This is a genomic window from Acinetobacter sp. TY1, from assembly GCF_048551395.1.
Classification (GTDB): Bacteria; Pseudomonadota; Gammaproteobacteria; order Pseudomonadales; family Moraxellaceae; genus Acinetobacter.
The window spans coordinates 21595-40367 of the sequence record NZ_JBLYZK010000024.1 but is presented as its reverse complement, the minus strand read 5'-3'; the positions used below and the strand labels follow the sequence as shown (position 1 = coordinate 40367).

The 18773-nt window shown below is 37.3% G+C and carries 13 protein-coding genes; 5 read left to right on the top strand and 8 right to left on the bottom strand.

Going from position 1 to position 18773, the window contains the following annotated elements:
• Positions 1-54 precede the first annotated feature (54 nt).
• A complete protein-coding gene (locus tag ACK2M2_RS12730) occupies positions 55-1773 on the top strand; it encodes an AAA family ATPase (protein WP_409510194.1) in 1719 nt (572 codons plus the stop codon).
• 75 nt (positions 1774-1848) lie between these two features.
• A complete protein-coding gene (locus tag ACK2M2_RS12725) occupies positions 1849-2229 on the top strand; it encodes a 5-carboxymethyl-2-hydroxymuconate Delta-isomerase (protein WP_419349027.1) in 381 nt (126 codons plus the stop codon).
• Positions 2230-2277: 48 nt separating this feature from the next.
• Here ACK2M2_RS12725 and thiM read toward each other — a convergent pair whose 3' ends face one another.
• The 3 genes from thiM to pepN form a co-directional block, all read right to left on the bottom strand.
• Positions 2278-3129 (bottom strand): hydroxyethylthiazole kinase, encoded by an 852-nt coding sequence (gene thiM, locus ACK2M2_RS12720; protein ID WP_419349024.1) that lies wholly within the window; start codon positions 3127-3129, stop codon positions 2278-2280.
• A gap of 81 nt (positions 3130-3210) precedes the next feature.
• Positions 3211-4371: a hypothetical protein gene (locus ACK2M2_RS12715; protein ID WP_419349021.1), complete on the bottom strand. Its 1161-nt coding sequence runs from the start codon at positions 4369-4371 to the stop codon at positions 3211-3213.
• A 601-nt stretch (positions 4372-4972) separates the two neighbouring features.
• A complete protein-coding gene (pepN, locus tag ACK2M2_RS12710) occupies positions 4973-7582 on the bottom strand; it encodes an aminopeptidase N (protein WP_419349018.1) in 2610 nt (869 codons plus the stop codon).
• Positions 7583-7868: 286 nt separating this feature from the next.
• On the opposite strand from pepN, the gene ACK2M2_RS12705 reads away from it, so the two are divergent.
• Together ACK2M2_RS12705 and ACK2M2_RS12700 are read left to right on the top strand one after the other, a co-directional pair.
• Positions 7869-8213 carry an SMR family transporter gene (locus ACK2M2_RS12705; RefSeq protein WP_419349015.1) on the top strand — a complete coding sequence of 115 codons (345 nt, stop codon included), beginning with the start codon at positions 7869-7871 and terminating at the stop codon, positions 8211-8213.
• A gap of 49 nt (positions 8214-8262) precedes the next feature.
• Positions 8263-8838, top strand: coding sequence for a TetR/AcrR family transcriptional regulator (locus tag ACK2M2_RS12700; protein WP_419349012.1), 576 nt, complete (start codon positions 8263-8265; stop codon positions 8836-8838).
• Positions 8839-8951: 113 nt separating this feature from the next.
• Here ACK2M2_RS12700 and putA read toward each other — a convergent pair whose 3' ends face one another.
• Positions 8952-12710 carry a trifunctional transcriptional regulator/proline dehydrogenase/L-glutamate gamma-semialdehyde dehydrogenase gene (gene putA, locus ACK2M2_RS12695; RefSeq protein WP_419349009.1) on the bottom strand — a complete coding sequence of 1253 codons (3759 nt, stop codon included), beginning with the start codon at positions 12708-12710 and terminating at the stop codon, positions 8952-8954.
• A gap of 123 nt (positions 12711-12833) precedes the next feature.
• On the opposite strand from putA, the gene ACK2M2_RS12690 reads away from it, so the two are divergent.
• Positions 12834-13337, top strand: a complete 504-nt coding sequence (locus ACK2M2_RS12690; protein ID WP_419349006.1) for an Lrp/AsnC ligand binding domain-containing protein — start codon at positions 12834-12836, stop codon at positions 13335-13337.
• A gap of 59 nt (positions 13338-13396) precedes the next feature.
• Here ACK2M2_RS12690 and putP read toward each other — a convergent pair whose 3' ends face one another.
• The 4 genes from putP to ACK2M2_RS12670 all read right to left on the bottom strand — a co-directional run bounded on the left by putP (position 13397) and on the right by ACK2M2_RS12670 (position 18606).
• Entirely contained in the window at positions 13397-14902 is a 1506-nt protein-coding gene (gene putP / locus ACK2M2_RS12685; protein ID WP_419349003.1) for a sodium/proline symporter PutP, read from the bottom strand.
• 506 nt (positions 14903-15408) lie between these two features.
• A complete protein-coding gene (locus ACK2M2_RS12680; RefSeq protein WP_409510184.1) occupies positions 15409-16716 on the bottom strand; it encodes an MFS transporter in 1308 nt (435 codons plus the stop codon).
• Between the two features lie 289 nt (positions 16717-17005).
• Positions 17006-17917 (bottom strand): alpha/beta fold hydrolase, encoded by a 912-nt coding sequence (locus tag ACK2M2_RS12675; RefSeq protein WP_419349000.1) that lies wholly within the window; start codon positions 17915-17917, stop codon positions 17006-17008.
• Positions 17918-18057: 140 nt separating this feature from the next.
• Positions 18058-18606 carry a PadR family transcriptional regulator gene (locus ACK2M2_RS12670; RefSeq protein WP_409510182.1) on the bottom strand — a complete coding sequence of 183 codons (549 nt, stop codon included), beginning with the start codon at positions 18604-18606 and terminating at the stop codon, positions 18058-18060.
• Between the last annotated feature and the right edge of the window lie 167 nt (positions 18607-18773).

Below are 18773 nucleotides of genomic sequence, written 5' to 3'. Positions count from 1 at the left end.
TTAAAAGTCGTTAGGCTATAGGCGTTCAATTCCGTATAGGCACCATAGGTTGTTATGAAACAAGAAACTGCACTGAAACTCATGAAAGCAGGCGAGAGTGTCTTTTTGACAGGTTCCGCAGGTGCAGGAAAAACCTATACGCTAAATCAGTACATTAACTATTTGAAAGCACGCAAAGTTCCTGTTGCTATTACGGCATCGACAGGAATTGCTGCCACGCATATGAATGGCATGACCATTCATACATGGGCAGGCATTGGCATTAAAGATGTCTTGTCTGAAGAAGATTTAAAGCGCATGAAAGAGCGCAAATATTTAAAAGAGCATTTAGAAAATGCCCAAGTGTTAATTATTGACGAAATTTCAATGTTGCATGCCAAACAATTGAATTTGGTGAATCAAGTTTTAAAATATTTTAAAGAAAGTGATGAGGCATTTGGCGGTATTCAAGTCATTGCTGCAGGTGATTTTTTTCAGTTACCGCCTGTGGGACGTAATGATGAAAAAAACCGTGATAAATTCTGTTTTATGTCCAATGCTTGGGTCGAAGCCAAATTTCGTGTGTGCTATTTGACTGAGCAACATCGTCAGGATGATTCAGCGTTAAATGATATTTTAAATGCCATTCGTGCCCAAGAAATTCGTCCTGAACATATTCGTGCGTTACAACAAACCAAACAGCAAGATATTGGTGAGACCTTTACCCGTTTATATACTCATAATATGGATGTCGATAATATTAATTATCAACATTTAAATGAAATTAAAGGGGATGGTCACCAATTTGTTGCAGTGACGGGTGGCAATGACAAACTAATTGAAACCTTAAAATCTTCTGTACGTGCGCCTGAAGAATTGACTTTGAAACTGCATGCTAAAGTGATGTTTGTTAAAAATAACTTCGATATGGGCTATATCAATGGCAGCATGGGTGAAGTGATTGGTTTTGAAGAAGATGGCAATATTGGTGGCATGTTGCCTAAAGTTAAACTGACTGATGGCACAGTACTTGTCGTTGAACCTGAAACATGGTCTGTCGACAACGAGGCTGGTAAAACCATTGCAAGTTTAGAGCAAGTGCCACTGCGTTTGGCTTGGGCAATTACCATTCATAAATCTCAAGGTATGACACTAGAGGCTGCGGAAATTAATCTCAGCCATACCTTTGAAAAAGGGCAAGGCTATGTTGCACTTTCCCGATTAAAATCGATTAATGGCTTACGTTTATTGGGTTTTAATGATCAGGCATTAGAGTTGGATAGTTTGGCAATTAAAGCGGATCGCCGTTTTCAAGAATTATCGACAGAGGCCGAAGTTCATTATGCCGATATTGATTTAACACAACAACATCATGCCTTTATTCGTCACTGTGGTGGGACACTCAATACCACTGAAATTGAGCGCAATGAGAAAAAAATAGCTAAATCGGGTGCTAAAGCCAATTATGCCAATGCCACACTTGATGAAACACGTGAACTTTTTGTTAATGGTTATGAAATTCAGGATATTGCGGTAGAGCGTAGCTTAACACCTGCAACGATTATTAATCATTTGGCAAAATTGCAACGAGAACAAGGTTTAGATATTTCCGTTGCCAATCCAGGTGAAGAAGTTGTTGAGCAAGTGCGTAAGATTTATAAAAAATTACTCAAACGTCAAGATGCTCAAAATTTCAGTGAAGATGGTAATATTAAATTGCGTCCCATTGTTGAAATGACGAGCCCGAAGATGGGATATGATCAAGTACGTTTAGCGCTTTTATTTATTGAATAAGCGTTATTGAATAGTTTTTACGTTGTATCGCGCAACTTTTTTGATTTTTCTGAAGTGTAAAATGTAGGTAAAGCTATGCCACAAATGTTCATTGATTATTCTGGTAATATCAAGAATTTAGACAAAAAAAAGCTGATGCTTGGTTTAAATCATGCTTTATTTGATACAGGTTTGGTTGCTGAATCCAAAGATATTAAAACCCGCATTCATGCTGTTACTGACTATATGGTCGGTTTTGGTGAAGAAAATGATGATGATCAACAAGCCTTTATTTTTATACGATTACAAGGTTTAAGCGGTCGTACAGAAACGCAGAAAAACTTAATGACGGATAGCTTATCTAAATATTTACAGTCATTTCAAGATTATACTGCTGTAGGTTTGGAGATGCAGTTATGTGTTGAATTTGCTGAAATGCCAAGAGATATTTATCGTAAAGTTTTAATTCAAAAATAATTGTTGTGTAAGGTCGTTCAATGAACGACCTTTTTGAAGTTGGTTAGATTAAAATTTTAAAACTTCAATATTGGCATAATTTGAAATTTTATCTACATTTAGACTATAAATTTCGTCCAGAAATGCCACATTAAAACGACCAACAGTTTGGTTCTTTTCAAAAGCCAATTTCCCTGCAATCGCAAAATGAATATGTGCTGAAATCGTGGCAATTGTTGGTGTTGTAACAGCGCAATATGCTGCAATGAGAGCACCTAGAGCACAACCTGTTGCCGTAATTTTAGGTTGAAGAAAACTGCCACCATTGACTTGAATCACGGCATTGAGTTCTTTTGATAAAATAAAATCTGACTCACCTGAAATTGCGACACATTCACAATTTTGAAGTAAGGGGAGAGCTTGCTTATAAACTTCATGACTTGCAACAGTACTATCTACGCCTTTAGATTGAACCTGATTACCCGCCAAAGCTGAAATTTCAGAAGCATTTCCACGTATAACCGTTGGTTTTAAGCTGACTAAAGTGTCTGCCATATCGCTACGCCATTTTAAAATTGCACCGTAGCCGACAGGATCAAGCACCCACGGAATAGACTTTTTAGAGACGGTTTCTGCTGAAATTTTCATGGCTTGCATTTGATCGGGTGTTGGTGTACCTAAATTAATACTGAGAGCCGAAGTAATGTTAGCAAAGCTTTCAGCTTCAAAAGGATTATCAATCATTGCAGGTGATGCACCTGCTGCAAGTAAAACATTCGCTGCATAATTCGTCGCAACACTATTGGTAATACACTGAACAAGCGGTTGTTGTTTTTGTAAATTTTGCCAAGCTTCAATGACCATTTGAATGATCCATGTCGTACTTGGATGTTGTAAAGTTTGTTCAGTGATGGCAGTCATGTGTTGTTCAGAATCCTAAGTCAAAGATAAAACTGAAAAAAGAGTAAGTATTTTATCTTGGTTTTATTCAATTTTTTAAGGTTATTGCGTAAAATAATGATCTTGATGTTTGCAATGACGACAGGTCATTGTGATATAACTTTCAGCGTCATATTCAATATTCAATTCATTAGAACCACAATACATACAGCGTTTAACAGAATAAAAATTTAGTCGTGGTTCAATCCGTTTCCACATTTTCCAAACGGGTTGATAAAAAATATGTTCATCAAACTTTAGAAAATGAGTCAATAGAATATGACTCATTTTGCTGAGTGGAATGGTCATTGGGCGGGGTAAAGTTGGTGTTTCCCATTTTTCATTGACAGAGCGGTCACGGTATTGTTCCAATGTTTTTCTTAGAATATTGGTATTAATAAATTTATCATTACGTGCTTGCAGTGCTTTTTGTTTATATAAATACTCAAGTGCTGTTTGAATCATATAGAAAATTTGACCAGGTGCAAGCGTATCCATTAAGCGGTAGCAAAAAGTTTGAAACCGAGTATTCCCTGCAATTAAAATGCCCCATGTTTTGCAGTAATATTGCATGAATTGTACAATTTCTTGATATAAAACAGCATATAAAGTATTTTTGACTTCTTCCGCCGATTTAAACGGAACACCTAATGATAAATTTTCGTAGAACCAATATCTTAACTGTTGTGTAATACTAAATAGACTCGGTTCGGAATAACCATCTAAACGAATATTGATGTAATACTGTTGACAATCATCACTCAATTCTTTTGCAACAAGGACATTGTCTTTAATAAGTTGATTGAGCAATTGAGTTTGAAAATAAGCATTGGGCGTAATTGTTTGATATTTGAATTGATTGAGATCAATAAACTCAGCATAGCTCGATCCTTCACGAACATGTTCATCAAGTAAACTGAGTAAAAATAGCTTATGCATAAAATTCAGTTGATCTAAACTTTTTTCAATTACATCGGTTTTTTTTTGAAGTTTACGTTGTTCTTGTAATTTGGTTTGTGCCATTAATTTTTTACGTTGCGTCATACAGCGTTGACAATGACAATTTCGAGCATTATTTTGATAGTTTTGATGCTCACAATGACTACATTGGTGAAAATAAAGCTCTTGATCAAACTCTTCAGCTTCAATAAAAAACATTGATGCCTGACATAATGGACAGAATGTACTTTCATCAAGTTTTTTTTGTAAAATTTGAAGCGCCATGCAGAGTGTAAGTCCAAGATGATTGTGAAAACATTATACACTTTGAAGGATAAATAGGGATGTTCAATCTTTTATGTTTGTATTTGAATTATTTTTAGAAAATATTATGCAATTAAAATTGAATGTCTTTTTACAATATTTTAAATATGTTTATATGATTTAAGAATAATGTTTGATAGGTAATGTACAGACACAACGTTTAAGGTTGTGTTACTTTTAATAAAGTATACTGTTAACCGTAAGAATCGGCAGTGGGAAATGATTAAAAAGGAATACTGTGCTGTCCATAATATTCCTAATGTATTACTTTCTGAGTTTTTAAAAGCCGATCATCAAGTGGGGTTTAAAACAAATAAATACACAACGAGTGTGATTAAGGCTAAAAATGAAACTATAAGGTAGCTATTAACTGTATTGAAACTTTTGATAAATTTAAGAATGTCCATGAACTTAATTTTATAGATTGTAAGTAAACGTTAATTTTACCTGAAAACTTTTATTCTGAGTAGGGATTTGGTCTAGGTTGTTTAAAAAACCCAGAGATAGTCTCTGGGTTTTTAGTTTTAGTTGGTCTTTAATCTGACTGAGTTGGCGATATTGATTATATAGTCAACATGCTATTGAGTGTTTCAGAAACATTTTTAGATTTTACCAATGGTTTTAATGCCTCAAGTTGTGCTTGTACTTCACTACGCTGTGGTTCTGCTAGCGTATACCAACGTGATAAAACCTGTAATAGCCGAGAACCAATAATTGGGTTTTTCTCATCTAAATACTTCGCTAAATCAATAAAGTGCTGAACACCAAAACTCCATGTGTTGACAGGATTAGCATTTAAACCGCCTGAAACTGAACGAATACGGTTGGGTACAGCTAAATCATAATCAGGATGTGAGGTTAGGTATGCAATTGTATCGGCATCTGCTTTAGGATGTGCTGCTTGAATCATAAACCACTGATCCATTGACAATGCTTCATCTTTAAAACGTAAATAAAAGTCAATAAGTGCTGACTCTGCTTGTGGTGCATCATTCCACACTAAAACTTTGAGTGCACCCAAACGTAAAGACATATTCTTTGTTGTTCGATATTGTGCTTCTGCTAAAGTAAAGACTTCATCATCCCCCTGACGTGCCATCATACTTAATGCAATATTTTTAACTGCACGCACACCCATTGCTTGACTGAAATCTTCAGGTTCATCTAAAACTTGGTATACATTTTTCCAAAAACCTTTAAAGATTGTTGCAACAGCATTTAAAAGTGCTTCACGTTTTTCTTTAATTACCAATGGATTGTAATTTTGATCAATACGGCTTGCCAAATAACCTTCTGTTGGCACATCAAATAAGCGTGACACCAATAATGGGTCTGTGCTGATTAATTTGCCAAGGAAGTCCGGCGCACTGATCGCATCAAGATAAACTTGTGCATTGTGATCTTTAAGTAGAATGTTTTCCAATAAGGTCTGTGATGCTTGCCATTGGTTAAAACCATTGGTTTCGTAACGTAATAAGAATGCAAGCTGTTCATCTGAATAATTAAATTCTAAATTTACAGGTGCTGAGAAGTTACGTAACAATGACACCACAGGTTGAGTAGCTACATTTGTGAACGTAATACTTGCTGTATCCGTATCAAATAGATACATACCATCTTTGACGTTATCTTCAAACAAGGCATCAGAGCTAAGTACAAGTTGTTCACCTGTTGTTGCATCAAAAAGTGCTAAAGCCACAGGAATTGGTACGGCTTTTAAATTTGGATATTTCGGATGTGCTTTTAGGCTTTGTTTAAAGCTTAATGTATAGGTTTGTGCGGTTGCATCATATTGATCTTGCACTTCTAACTTTGGTGTACCAGGTTGATTGTACCATGTTAAAAATGTAGATAAATCAACACCTGAACCTGCAGTCAATGCTGCAATCCAATCTTCAACTGTTACAGCTTGACCATCATGGCGTTTGAAGTATTCATCTGTTCCTGCACGGAATTTTTCTTTACCGAGTAATGTTGCCATCATACGGTTAATTTCAGCACCTTTTTCATAAACCGTTGCCGTATAGAAATTATTGATTTCAACAAAATGATCAGGACGTGGCGGATGTGAAAGTGGACCTGAATCTTCAGGGAATTGATGGGCTTTAAGTACAGCAACATCATCGATACGTTGAACCGCAGCCGATTGTAAATCTTCCGAGAAGGATTGATCACGGAAAACCGTTAAGCCTTCTTTTAAGCAGAGTTGGAACCAATCACGGCAGGTAATACGGTTTCCTGTCCAGTTATGGAAATATTCATGGGCGATGACAGATTGCACACGCATAATTGATGCATCGGTGGTAAATTCTTCATCTGCAAGTACGCATGAGGTATTAAAGATATTTAAACCTTTATTTTCCATTGCACCCATATTGAATGCGCTGGTTGCTACAATCATATAGTTGTCTAAATCGTATGGGCGACCATAATGCTCTTCATCCCAACGCATAGAATGTTTCAGTGCTTCCATCGCAATGTGACATTTTGGAATGTCTTTTTCTTCGGCATAAATTTCAAGTGCAACGTCACGACCTTCTGAAGTCGTATAGCGATCTTTCAGTACTGCCAAATCGCCAATCACACAGGCAAATAAATAGGCTGGTTTTTTAGTTGGATCTTTCCAAATGGTATAATGACGGTTTTCACCAGTTTCACCTGCTTCAATCAAGTTGCCATTGGCAAGTAAAACAGGGAATTTTTTGTCTGCTTCAACACGTGTGGTAAAAACCGATAAAACATCAGGACGATCAGGGTAAAAAGTAATTTTACGGAAACCTTCAGGTTCATTTTGCGTGACAAATAAATCGCCAGCGGCTTGATATAAACCTTCAAGCTGAGTATTTGATTCAGGATGAATAATAACTGTAATTTCAATAAGCGCATCAGCAGGGGCATTTTGAATGATCAATTGCTCAGTATTGAGTTGATATTCATTTTCAGACAGTAATTGACCATTAACAGCAATAGATTTGAGTTCAAGATCACGACCCAATAGCACCAAGTCACCTTCAGCCTGACGCTGCATTACCAATTTACTGTCGACTTGTGTATGGTCTGCATAGACTTGGATATTTAGGTCAATAGAATCAACCATAAAAGCAGGTTTTTGATAATCTTTTAAATAAATGGTTTGATCTGCTTCAACCAATGGGTTTGCTGCAATATTCATATAATGCCTTCATCCTTATCTATATTTGTCGTCATCAATGTGGTATGTGAAGTATCGTTGAAATTGATGATACTCCAGCATTGGGTGACTGTCTTGAATATTTGAGTTGCCTTATGTATGGGTGTGATGGACTGATTTTTCAATCTATTTTCAGCTTTTAAAGGCATCTTTATTGCTTTTGAGTGATAAATATACGTTGAGATGTGTTAAATAATTGGTTGAAATTGCAAAATGAGATCAATTTAGGTAACATACCTACCGATTGGTATCTTCTGGTGGGTTTATAATGAACAGTTTTCTTTTTGCTTATTCATTGCTTGGCTTGGCGATTATTTCGGAAGTGACAGGCTCTACGTTTTTGGTGAAATCGGAGGGATTTACCAAATTATGGCCCTCCCTTGCCGTTGTCGTATTATTTAGCATCGCATTTTACTTGCTATCACAAGTCATTAAAGTAATTCCGTTGGGTATTGCTTATGCAATTTGGGCAGGTGTGGGGATTGTCCTCACTGCAATGATTGGATTTTTTGTCTTTCAGCAGCGTTTAGATGCAGCAGCTATGATTGGCATCGGTCTAATTGTATCGGGTGTGGTGGTGATTAATTTATTTTCACATTCTGCTGGACATTAAGTTAATAATTTACCAAAAGTGAAACATAGAGATTGGAGCCGAGTATTTAATGGAATCTGTCATACAAAATGCATATCAGCGCAAGAAACAACCAGATTTGGTTCGGCAACGTATTTTGGATGGCGCAATGCAGCTTGCAGCAGAAAAAGGTGTAGCAAGTGTTTCAATTCAAGCCGTTGCGGCATTTGCAGGCGTGACCAAAGGGGGCGTGTTTCATCATTTTGCCAATAAGCAAATTTTAATTGAAACCATGTTACATGAAGTTTTACACAAATTTGATCAGGAAATTGACCGATTTATTGAACAAGATACGGTGCAATATGGCTGTTTTACACGTGCGTATATTGAAGTGACCTTAACCCATCAATCTTTTGGGGTAAGTTCATTATGGGCAACCTTATCAATGACTTTGGTTTCTGATCAGACTTTTAGTCAGCTTTGGAATAAGTGGTTGGCGGAACGTTTAAAGCAACATCAAGACACTGATGCTGATTTGAATTTACGGATATTGCGTTATGCTGCAGATGGTGCATGGTTTATTGAACGCTTTGATCCCGGAAATGTGCAAGATTTGATGATGCTTAAACAAGAATTAATTCAACGCTCTTATCCTACTATTACTTAAGATGAATACTTAGTGATTGTTATTCTCATAAAAACGCCTATTTCAATATTGAAATAGGCGAGGAAAATTTAATTTTAAAGCCTTAAATATCGATAAAATAACTGCTATTGTGGCTAACTTTGTAGCGTCATCAAACTTGCATTACCACCTGCAGCAGCGGTATTGATGCTGACGGCTCTTTCAATCACTAAACGGTCTATCGGTATAGATTGCCCAATCTGTACATGGCTAATACCAATAATCGCTCCTTGACGTTGTGCAATGCTTTGTTGTAATAGCATCAATTTTTGTTCCGAACCTTGATACAGTACAGCATCAAAATGATCTGTTTCAATATTTTGAATGATTTGAATACTTTTACGTAATGTTTCAGGCATACTCGATAAATACTTTAAAATCACAACATCATCATGTAAGACAACTGGTGTACTTCCAATTGCATAAACACTCGTAAGTTGCTGAATCAACGATAGTTCCTGCTCAGCCATACACAAAACGGCTTTACGTGGCGCAATCGTATAATGATTACTTTCACCTGTTGGTCCAGGCAGGGTATATAGACCAATCAAATTTTCTTCGATACTTAAGTTCAGATCAATTCTAAATTGTTGCATTGCCCATGTTTTAAACGCTACAAATTGTGCTAATTCTGTTTTGGTTGTGAGTGATTTTATTGTACCAAAGAGTTGATTTTGTTTATAAGATTGTTGTTGCATGAGTTTATGCATATAAATTGGGCCACCTGCTTTCGGCCCTGTACCTGATAAACCTTCGCCACCAAAGGGTTGCACGCCAACCACTGCACCAACAATATTACGGTTAATGTAGAGATTACCCACTTCGGCATGTTGTATAACCGTATCAATGGTTTCATCAATACGAGTATGTAAGCCCATGGTCAGACCATAACCTTTATCATTGATATGTTGAAGTAACTTTTCAAGCTCACCATATTTATAAGTGATGACATGTAACACAGGACCAAATACTTCACGTTTAAGCTCATTTAAATTAGGTAGTTCAATGAGCGTTGGCGATACAAATGTACCTTGTGTGTTGTATGAATGATCATACTTATCTTGTGATGTCTTAAATTGTAATTGATGAACGGGATAACCTTTTTGACGCATTTGTTCAATATGATTTTCAATATTTTGCTGTGCATCAAGATCAATAACAGGACCGACATCGATATCTAATTGTTGAGGATTACCACAGTTGAGTTGTTGCATTGCACCTTTGAGCATTTTGATGAGGGTAGGCGCGTTGTCTTGTTGCACACATAAAACACGTAGGGCAGAACAGCGTTGACCTGCACTGTCGAATGCTGAATTGACTGCATCAAGCACCACTTGTTCAGTCAATGCTGATGAGTCAACAATCATCGCGTTTTGTCCACCTGTTTCAGCAATTAACGGAATAGGGCAACCTTGTGGACTTAAACGTTTAGCTAAAGTTCGTTGTAAAATTTTGGCAACTTCGGTTGAGCCTGTAAACATTACCGCATGAATACGATCATCTTGGCTTAGTTGTGAGCCGACAATTTCACCACGTCCTGGTAAAAGTTGTACGACAGATTTTGGAATGCCAGCTTGCCATAAAATTTTCACGGCTTCGGCTGCAATAAGAGGTGTTTGTTCGGCAGGTTTAGCAATCACACAATTTCCGGTTGCAAGTGCCGCAGCAATTTGCCCACTAAAAATTGCAAGTGGAAAATTCCATGGACTAATACACAATACCGTTCCTAAGGCATCTATTTTGCCTTGTATATCTTGTGATTGCGTTGCATAGTAACGTAGGAAGTCAACTGCTTCACGTACTTCAGCAATACCATTTGACCATGTTTTACCACTTTCACGGCACAGTAAAACCATCAGTTCTTGCATCCGACCTTCCATCAGATCGGCTGCTTTGAATAGACATTCCGCCCGTTGTTGTGAAGGGGTATTTTGCCAAAGTGCATTGCTTTGCGTGGCATTATTCAGTGCAAGATTGACCTGATCGCTTTCAGCTTCATAGACAAAACCGACAATATCTAGATGATGCGCAGGATTGATAATGGGCTGAGGCTGTAAATTGGATTGTTGAAGATCAAAATTTTCTAATAATGGGGAGCTTGACCATTGTTGATTCGAAAATTGCTCAGCATATTGATTTAACTGCTGTAATTCAGCATCGTTGTTTAAATCTAAACCAATTGAATTTTGACGAATGGGTTGTAATACATCATGAGGTAAAGGAATGGCAGGGTGCTTCGTTCCAACAATACCGACTTGTTGCGCCGTGTGCTGAATTTCATGAATTGGGTCTTCAATTAGTGATTCAATTTGCACAGTTTGATCGGCAATACGGTTGACGAAAGAGGTATTTGCACCATTTTCGAGTAAACGACGAACCAAATAAGCGAGTAAGGTTTCATGATTACCAACAGGTGCATAAATACGACAAGGAACTCCTAATTTTTGATCAGTAATTGAGCCAACCACTTGATCATATAAGGGTTCTCCCATGCCATGTAAGCATTGGAACTCATATTGTCCTGCATAATATTTTTCAGGTTGTGCAAGTTGATAAATGGTCGCTAAGGTCTGGGCATTGTGCGTAGCAAATTGTGGGTAAATCAAATCAGGCGCAGCTAATAGTTTTTTGGCACAAGCAATATAAGACAAATCTGTATGCACTTTTCGGGTAAAAACAGGATAGTCTGACATACCATCAATTTGAGCTTTCTTAATTTCGCTGTCCCAATAGGCACCTTTGACAAGACGAATCATCAAGCGTTTTTGGCTACGTTTTGCAAGGTCAATAATATAATCAACCACATAGAAACAACGTTTTTGGTATGCTTGTATGACAAAACCAATGCCTTTCCAGTTTTTCAAAGCGGGCTCAAAACATAAACGCTCAAGAAGCTCTAAAGAAAGTTCAAGGCGTTCCGATTCTTCTGCATCAATATTCAGCCCAATATCATAACTTTTTGCTAATAAAGCTAAATTGAGAATTTTAGGATAAAGCTCATCATGCACACGGGCGATTTGGCTACGCTGATAACGTGGATGCAATGCGGATAATTTGATAGAAATTCCTGGGCCACTATAAACATCTTTATCGGCAGAGGCTTTACCAATAGCATGAATGGCTTGGGTATAATCAGCCAAATAACGATCTGCATCATATTCGGTCAGTGCGGCTTCACCGAGCATATCGTATGAATAGCGGAAGCCTTTTTCTTCAAGCGGTTTCGCGTGATCAAGTGCTTCTTCAATGGTTTCACCAGTGACAAATTGCTCGCCCATCATCCGCATTGCTGCATCAACCGCTTTACGAATAATGCCACGCCCACTGCGTGCTAAAAGGGAAGTGAGCATGCCTGATAAACTTTGATGTTTTGGTGTTTCCATCAGTTTACCAGTGAGCATTAAGCCCCATGCAGCAGCATTGACAAACATCAAGTTACTTTGCCCCAAATGATCTTTCCAATTGCCTTGATTAATCTTGTCTTTGATCAGTAGGTCACGTGTGGCATTGTCTGGAATACGCAGTAAGGCTTCGGCCAAACACATCAAAGCAATGCCTTCTTGTGATGACAGGGAAAATTCTTGTAATAAGCCTTGTACGATGCCTGCTTTGCCCGATGAGCTTTTACGCTCGCGTAAGCTATGTGCCAAATTGAATGCAAGATCATGAATATGTTGATTAAGGTCATCATCAATTTGAGTATGCTCAAGTAGATTTTCGATGCATTCAGGTTCAGCACGGCGCCATGCCGTATTGATAGCATGCTGAAACTCAGTATGAGGATGAAATGGGGTAATACTTTCAAAAGCAGGTGTATTAAGTGCTTCTGTGTTTGCAGATGAAATCGTATTCATGGTCAACATCCTGTGACTGAACAATATATTTTTGTTGAGTTGGCTACCTTATTTAATTTATCATCACAGAAATAAAGCCAAATAACTCACTATAATTTGATTAATATTTAGAGAATAATTCAAATGACAGCCTCAATTTCTACTCTAGACCGCATAGATCTCAAAATTCTCGATATTCTGCAAGATGATGGAAAAATATCTAATATTAAATTGGCAGAAGCAGTTAATTTATCCGCCACCGCCGTACTTGCTCGGGTACAAAAGTTAATGGCAGATGGCTTTATTTTGGGTTATGAAGCCAAGCTTAATCCTGATTTACTTGGTGCGAGTTTTGTCGTATTTGTCGAAATTTTACTGGATAAAACTACACCCAACGCACTCGATGAATTTTCCGAAGCGGTGGTATTGCATCCTGAAATTATTGCTTGTCATATGATTAGTGGTGGTTTTGATTTTTTAGTGAAAATTCGCTGTAAAGATATGAGCGAGTTTCGACACATTTCAGGACAAGTGCTGTGGCAGTTACCAGGCGTTAAGGAGACACGGAGTTATCCAGTGATGGAAGTCATCAAAGATAGTCAGCATATTCATTTAAAAAGCACGCTGAAAACTGCATCAAAAAAGTAGATTTAAAAACAATAAAAAAAGGGCATGAAGCCCTTTTTGTAAAACATGTTTAAACGATTTTAGTTTTTCATGTCTTGCATTTCACGATTGTAGATATTTTCAGCACTTTCAAAACGTTCAATCACATCTTGAGTCGGTTCTTTATCCATTAAACTCACCACAATGATGCTGATGAAAGATAAAATGAAGCCAGGTACAATCTCATATAGACCCAAATCGCCCATATAATTTTTCCATGCAATTACGGTAACTGCACCCACAATCATACCAACTAAAGCACCATTGAGCGTCATGCGTTTCCACATGAGAGACAAAATGACCAACGGACCAAATGCAGCACCAAAACCTGCCCATGCATAAGCGACAAGACCGAGTACTTTACTTGCAGGATTCATGGCAATTACAATGGCAAGAACTGAAATGGCTAAAACCATTAAACGACCAACCCAGACCAATTCATTTTGTGAAGCATTTTTACGTAAAAATGCTTTATATAGATCTTCAGTTAATGTGGTTGAACACACCAATAATTGTGCGCTGAGGGTACTCATTACAGCGGCTAAAATAGCTGCCAAAATAACGCCTGCAATCCAAGGATTAAATAGAAGTTTGGTTACTTCCATAAACACAGTTTCAGGGTTGGCTTTGACAACAGCAGCAAGTTCAGGGTGTACGTGGAAATAAGCAATACCAACATAACCTACAGCAACTGCACCCCCTAAACATAAAATCATCCAAGCCATACCAATTCTACGGGCAGCTGGAATAGAGCGTACTGAGTCAGCCGCCATGAAACGAATGAGAATATGTGGTTGACCAAAATAGCCTAAGCCCCATGCCATTGAGGAAATGATGGCGATGCCACTAATGCCAGTAAATAAATTACTTGCATGTGGTCGAGCAGTTTCAATTAATTGTGTCGCAGATGTTGTATCACCTAAGGCTAAATAGGTCATGATTGGTGCAAGGAGTAATGCAAAAATCATCAGGCCTGCTTGGAAAGTATCCGTCCAACTAATTGCTAAGAAACCACCAATACATACATAACTTATGGTCGCAAGTGCACTGAGCCAAAGTGCTGTGGTGTAACTGAGCCCAAAAATACTTTCAAATAAACGTGCACCTGCAACCATGCCTGAAGCACAGTAAATGGCAAAAAAGACTAAAATCACCATTGCAGAAATGATGCGTAAAATCTTTTTCTTGTCACCAAAACGGCTTGTGAAATAATCGGGTAGAGTCAATGCATTACCCTGAATTTCGGTATGTACACGTAAGCGTCCTGCTACCAAAAACCAGTTGATCCATGCGCCAATAATCAAACCAATGGCAATCCATGATTCAGACAAGCCTGAAAGATAAATTGCACCAGGTAGCCCCATGAGTAACCAACCACTCATGTCGGAAGCACCTGCCGATAATGCCGTGACAAAACTTCCGAGGCTACGTCCTCCCAAAATATAATCGGAGAAATCTGTCGTCTTTTTATATGCATACAGCCCAATGCATACCATGACGATAATATAAAAAACAAATGTTACGACTGTGGGGTTGAGATAATCCATAAAGTTTCCTTTTATCACAGAGGATAAATCCGTCCAGTATTGTTGTTATGTCCGGTCCTTGAATGAGCAGATTCAACCACGGATTTAAATTTACGCTCTGTTACAATAAGGTGTAATTTACTAGAATTTTGTGCAAACAAGTGTAATTTTGCTTACAAATATAAAAAATAGTTTAAAATCAACTGTATATTCTTAAATTTTGTTTTGTGATGATCTGTTTTGATTTGCTTGGAGGCTTTAAGTGTTGGTGTATCGCAAAAAAAGTAAGTTATTCTGTAGAAAAAATAATCAATTTTTTTTGTTGGGATGCTTTTGAAACATATCAATTTTTTACTCAAAGTATGAACTTTGTTTACTTTAGTTCGAACGATGGGCTTTAAATCAAAAGAGTTTTCAGGGAGATAATCCTCATAGAATTAAGGAAGAACCGAATTTTGAGATAAAAGTTGTAGTTAAAAGAAAGCCAACATGCATGTTGGCTTTCTTGTTTGTCAAGAACAAAGGTCTTAATGGTCATGATGTAAGTATTTAGGCTCTTTCGGTAGGCGCATACTACAAAATAAACAAATAATCAGCATGATTACGACATAAACGAAAAATGTATTTTCATGTCCAACATCTTTAAGTTTAAGTGCAACAGCAGGTGCAGACCCACCAAAAATTGCATTTCCAACAGCATAGGCAAAACCGACACCTAATGCACGAATATGAGAGGGGAACATTTCAGCTTTAACCAAACCACTAATTGATGTGTAAAAACTTAGGCATAGCATAAGAAAAATTAGTAGCAGTGTTACCATTATTGCTGAGTTGTGGAAGTAAGGCATTGCCAAAACCATTACAGGATAAATAAAGACAGCACAACAAATACTAAACAGCATCATTGATGTACGGCGCCCAATCCGATCTGCAAGCATGCCGAATAAGGGCTGTACACACATAAAGATAAAGAGAGCAAAGGTCATCATATAACCGACGGTTTTGTCAGTGAAACCAAGGCTAGTAATATATGTTTTTGAGTACACCGTAATAAGGTAAAAGCACAGTGAGCCTGCAGATGTGTAACCAACAACCAATAGAAAAGTACGCCAATTATTTTTGAATAACTCTCTTAAACTGCCTGAACCTTCTTTGCTCGCCTCATCTTTAGATAAGGTTTCTTTAAGATGACGACGTGCAAATAAAGATAAAATAGCGACAATACCACCAATCACAAAAGGAATGCGCCAACCGCCATCCATGAGTTGTTCTTTACTCATCAGTGCAAGCAATAGAACACCAAGCGCACTTGCTAAAAGTTGACCGCCTGCAAGCGTGACATATTGAAAAGATGAATAAAAACCACGCTGACCTTTTAGTGCGATTTCACTCATATAAGTTGCAACGGTACCGTATTCGCCACCGACTGAAAGACCTTGTAAGAGTCGAACTGCCAAAAGGCAAAATGGAGCTGCCATACCTACTTGCTCATAAGTGGGTAAGGCTGCAAATAAAAATGAGCTGAATGCCATAAGAGAAATTGAGATCACCATGGAGTTTTTGCGCCCATAAGTATCACCAATCCATCCAAAGAGCCAACTTCCAATAGGACGCATAAAAAAGCTTGCGGCAAATACGCCCCATACATAAATGGCTTTGGTTGAGTCTGACATATCAGGGGCGGTAAGTGCATGGGTAAAATAGATAGCAAAGGCGGCATAAATATAAAAATCAAACCATTCGACTAAATTTCCCGAAGCAGCACCGACAATAGACATAATACGGTTGCGCTTTTCATGTGGATGATATTGAGGGGTTTCAATTTGTTGGCTCATAGATAGTCCTGATCTACTGTTTTTATAATCAATAGATTCAGTCTATGTGTAGAATATTTTTGAAGTTTAAAATGTATAAAAAAACTACAAAACAACGGACTAAAATTATGAAAAACTGCTCATAATCAAATTGTATTTTGAAAATAAGTATGAGAAATTAAGAAAGATATAGGTCAATATTTATTTAAAAATCACAAATTTTCTCATAATTAGGATATTTTTTTTAAATGCGTACAGAGTGAAAAATCAGCTATTGCTAGGTATATAAGAAATAGATAACTCAATAAGTTCAAGTATTCTCTTTTAGAAACTGATGAATTTGCTGTGTAAATTTGACAGGCTCGGTGATGAGGGGCGTATGCCCTGAGCGTTTAAAAATGATGTTTTTCGCGTTCATAAGAGTATTTGACACATGCAGTTGCCCTTCAATCGGATAGAGTGAAGATTTTTCACCGATGAAAAAAGTAGTTGGAGATTGAAGCTCTGAAATTGCATCACGATAATTTTCAGTATGATTTAAATAGTTGTCGATATACCACGTCATGTAATCTAAACGACGGATCGGTAAGAGATGTTTTTGTAATTGTGGGTGTTGTAGAGCCAATTTAAATAAAAAAGGACTAATTTTATTACTGTTTTGTAGTTGAATGAAATTAAGCCAAATTTGTACAAGCTCAGCTCTTGGTTTATTAGGTAAATCATCGATATAACGATATTGTTCATATTGATGTAAAAACTGTGATAGTTCTGCAAGTAAGCGTTTAAATTGATCATGTTTTTGCCCAAACAAGCCATAAGACCAATGTTCATCAGTGGTAATTTGCGGGGTTTGATCAATATGTAAATAGCCTTTTAACTGGTCTTTTAAATTGCCATATTGCATACCATGCATGGTCGTTGTCGCACCCATTGAGTAGGCAATCAGTAGGAAATTATTCAAGTTTAATTGCGTAATCAGTGATTCAATATCTCGCCAATGGTTTTGAATGGCATCTAAATTTTGTGGAATAGCACAATTTTTCGAACCGCCAAAACCACGCCAGTCTGGGATATAAAATTTGTATTTTTTAATGTTTGGTAATAAAAAAGGAAGCCATTGCCAACTGTGCATGCCTAAACCTGATAGCACAAGGACAGGTTCACCTTGCCCAATTTCACGGACAAAGAGATTTTCACCATCAGGCATTGTGTACATTGGCATGTATATTTCCTTTCTTTTTTGTTCTAGATGAGTTTTATAGCGTTTTTACAGGTCAATGTCAGTGACTGAATCTATATTTTGATTGTGATTATGACAGGGGACTTTGACATTTCGATGTTAGTTTTTCTTGAGCATAGTATTTAGTTTTGAGACTCGTTAAAATTTTTAAGTTGAGGAATAAGTTTTTCAAACCATTGGATCCAACCTATTTCAGAATCTATACCGAGTTGTAAAATCATTTTATGAATAAATAGCGTTCGATCTTGATCAGTATCTTTGGCAAAATCTCGGGCAAAAATCACTTGATACAGTGCGAGCTTTTCTTTGTGAATTTGTAAATGGCGTTCTAGTTCGGGCAGGATGGCATTACCCCCAAATTGTGCTTCAATACGTAGGCGAACCATAATTTCTTCACGTAACTGAGCAGGTTCAGCTTGTTTAAGCATCCAATCGGTAAGTTCCACACGACCGAGTTGTTCAACTTGATAGGTTTTTTTACGACCTGTATCCGATTCATCTTCGAGCGTGGAAATCCAACCTTTCTGCAACATGCCATTGAGTTCACGATAAATTTGCTGATGTGTTGCATTCCAAAAAAAGCCCATAGAGCGATCAAAACGACGAGCAAGCTCAATGCCTGTGCTTGGTTTTTCGACTAGACTTGTGAGTAAAACATGAGCTAAAGACATTTTTGTTACAAATCTCGAAAAAATGATTGCAAAGTTATTATGCAACATGTTGCATAAAAATCAATTCTCGCATATAAATAAATCATAAATTAATGCAACAAGTTGCACTAAATATTCATCAGGATAATTTCGCCAGCCAAATTTATTAAAATCGGCAAGCCAAGGAG

Coding starts and splice junctions, on each gene's coding strand:
- ACK2M2_RS12730 (WP_409510194.1), top strand. CDS start 55: ATGAAACAAGAAACTGCACTGAAACTCATGAAAGCAGGCGAGAGTGTC.
- ACK2M2_RS12670 (WP_409510182.1), bottom strand. CDS start 18,606: ATGTCTTTAGCTCATGTTTTACTCACAAGTCTAGTCGAAAAACCAAGC.
- thiM (WP_419349024.1), bottom strand. CDS start 3,129: ATGACTGCCATCACTGAACAAACTTTACAACATCCAAGTACGACATGG.
- ACK2M2_RS12715 (WP_419349021.1), bottom strand. CDS start 4,371: ATGGCGCTTCAAATTTTACAAAAAAAACTTGATGAAAGTACATTCTGT.
- putA (WP_419349009.1), bottom strand. CDS start 12,710: ATGAATACGATTTCATCTGCAAACACAGAAGCACTTAATACACCTGCT.
- ACK2M2_RS12690 (WP_419349006.1), top strand. CDS start 12,834: ATGACAGCCTCAATTTCTACTCTAGACCGCATAGATCTCAAAATTCTC.
- ACK2M2_RS12680 (WP_409510184.1), bottom strand. CDS start 16,716: ATGAGCCAACAAATTGAAACCCCTCAATATCATCCACATGAAAAGCGC.
- ACK2M2_RS12705 (WP_419349015.1), top strand. CDS start 7,869: ATGAACAGTTTTCTTTTTGCTTATTCATTGCTTGGCTTGGCGATTATT.
- putP (WP_419349003.1), bottom strand. CDS start 14,902: ATGGATTATCTCAACCCCACAGTCGTAACATTTGTTTTTTATATTATC.
- ACK2M2_RS12725 (WP_419349027.1), top strand. CDS start 1,849: ATGCCACAAATGTTCATTGATTATTCTGGTAATATCAAGAATTTAGAC.
- ACK2M2_RS12700 (WP_419349012.1), top strand. CDS start 8,263: ATGGAATCTGTCATACAAAATGCATATCAGCGCAAGAAACAACCAGAT.
- ACK2M2_RS12675 (WP_419349000.1), bottom strand. CDS start 17,917: ATGCCAATGTACACAATGCCTGATGGTGAAAATCTCTTTGTCCGTGAA.
- pepN (WP_419349018.1), bottom strand. CDS start 7,582: ATGAATATTGCAGCAAACCCATTGGTTGAAGCAGATCAAACCATTTAT.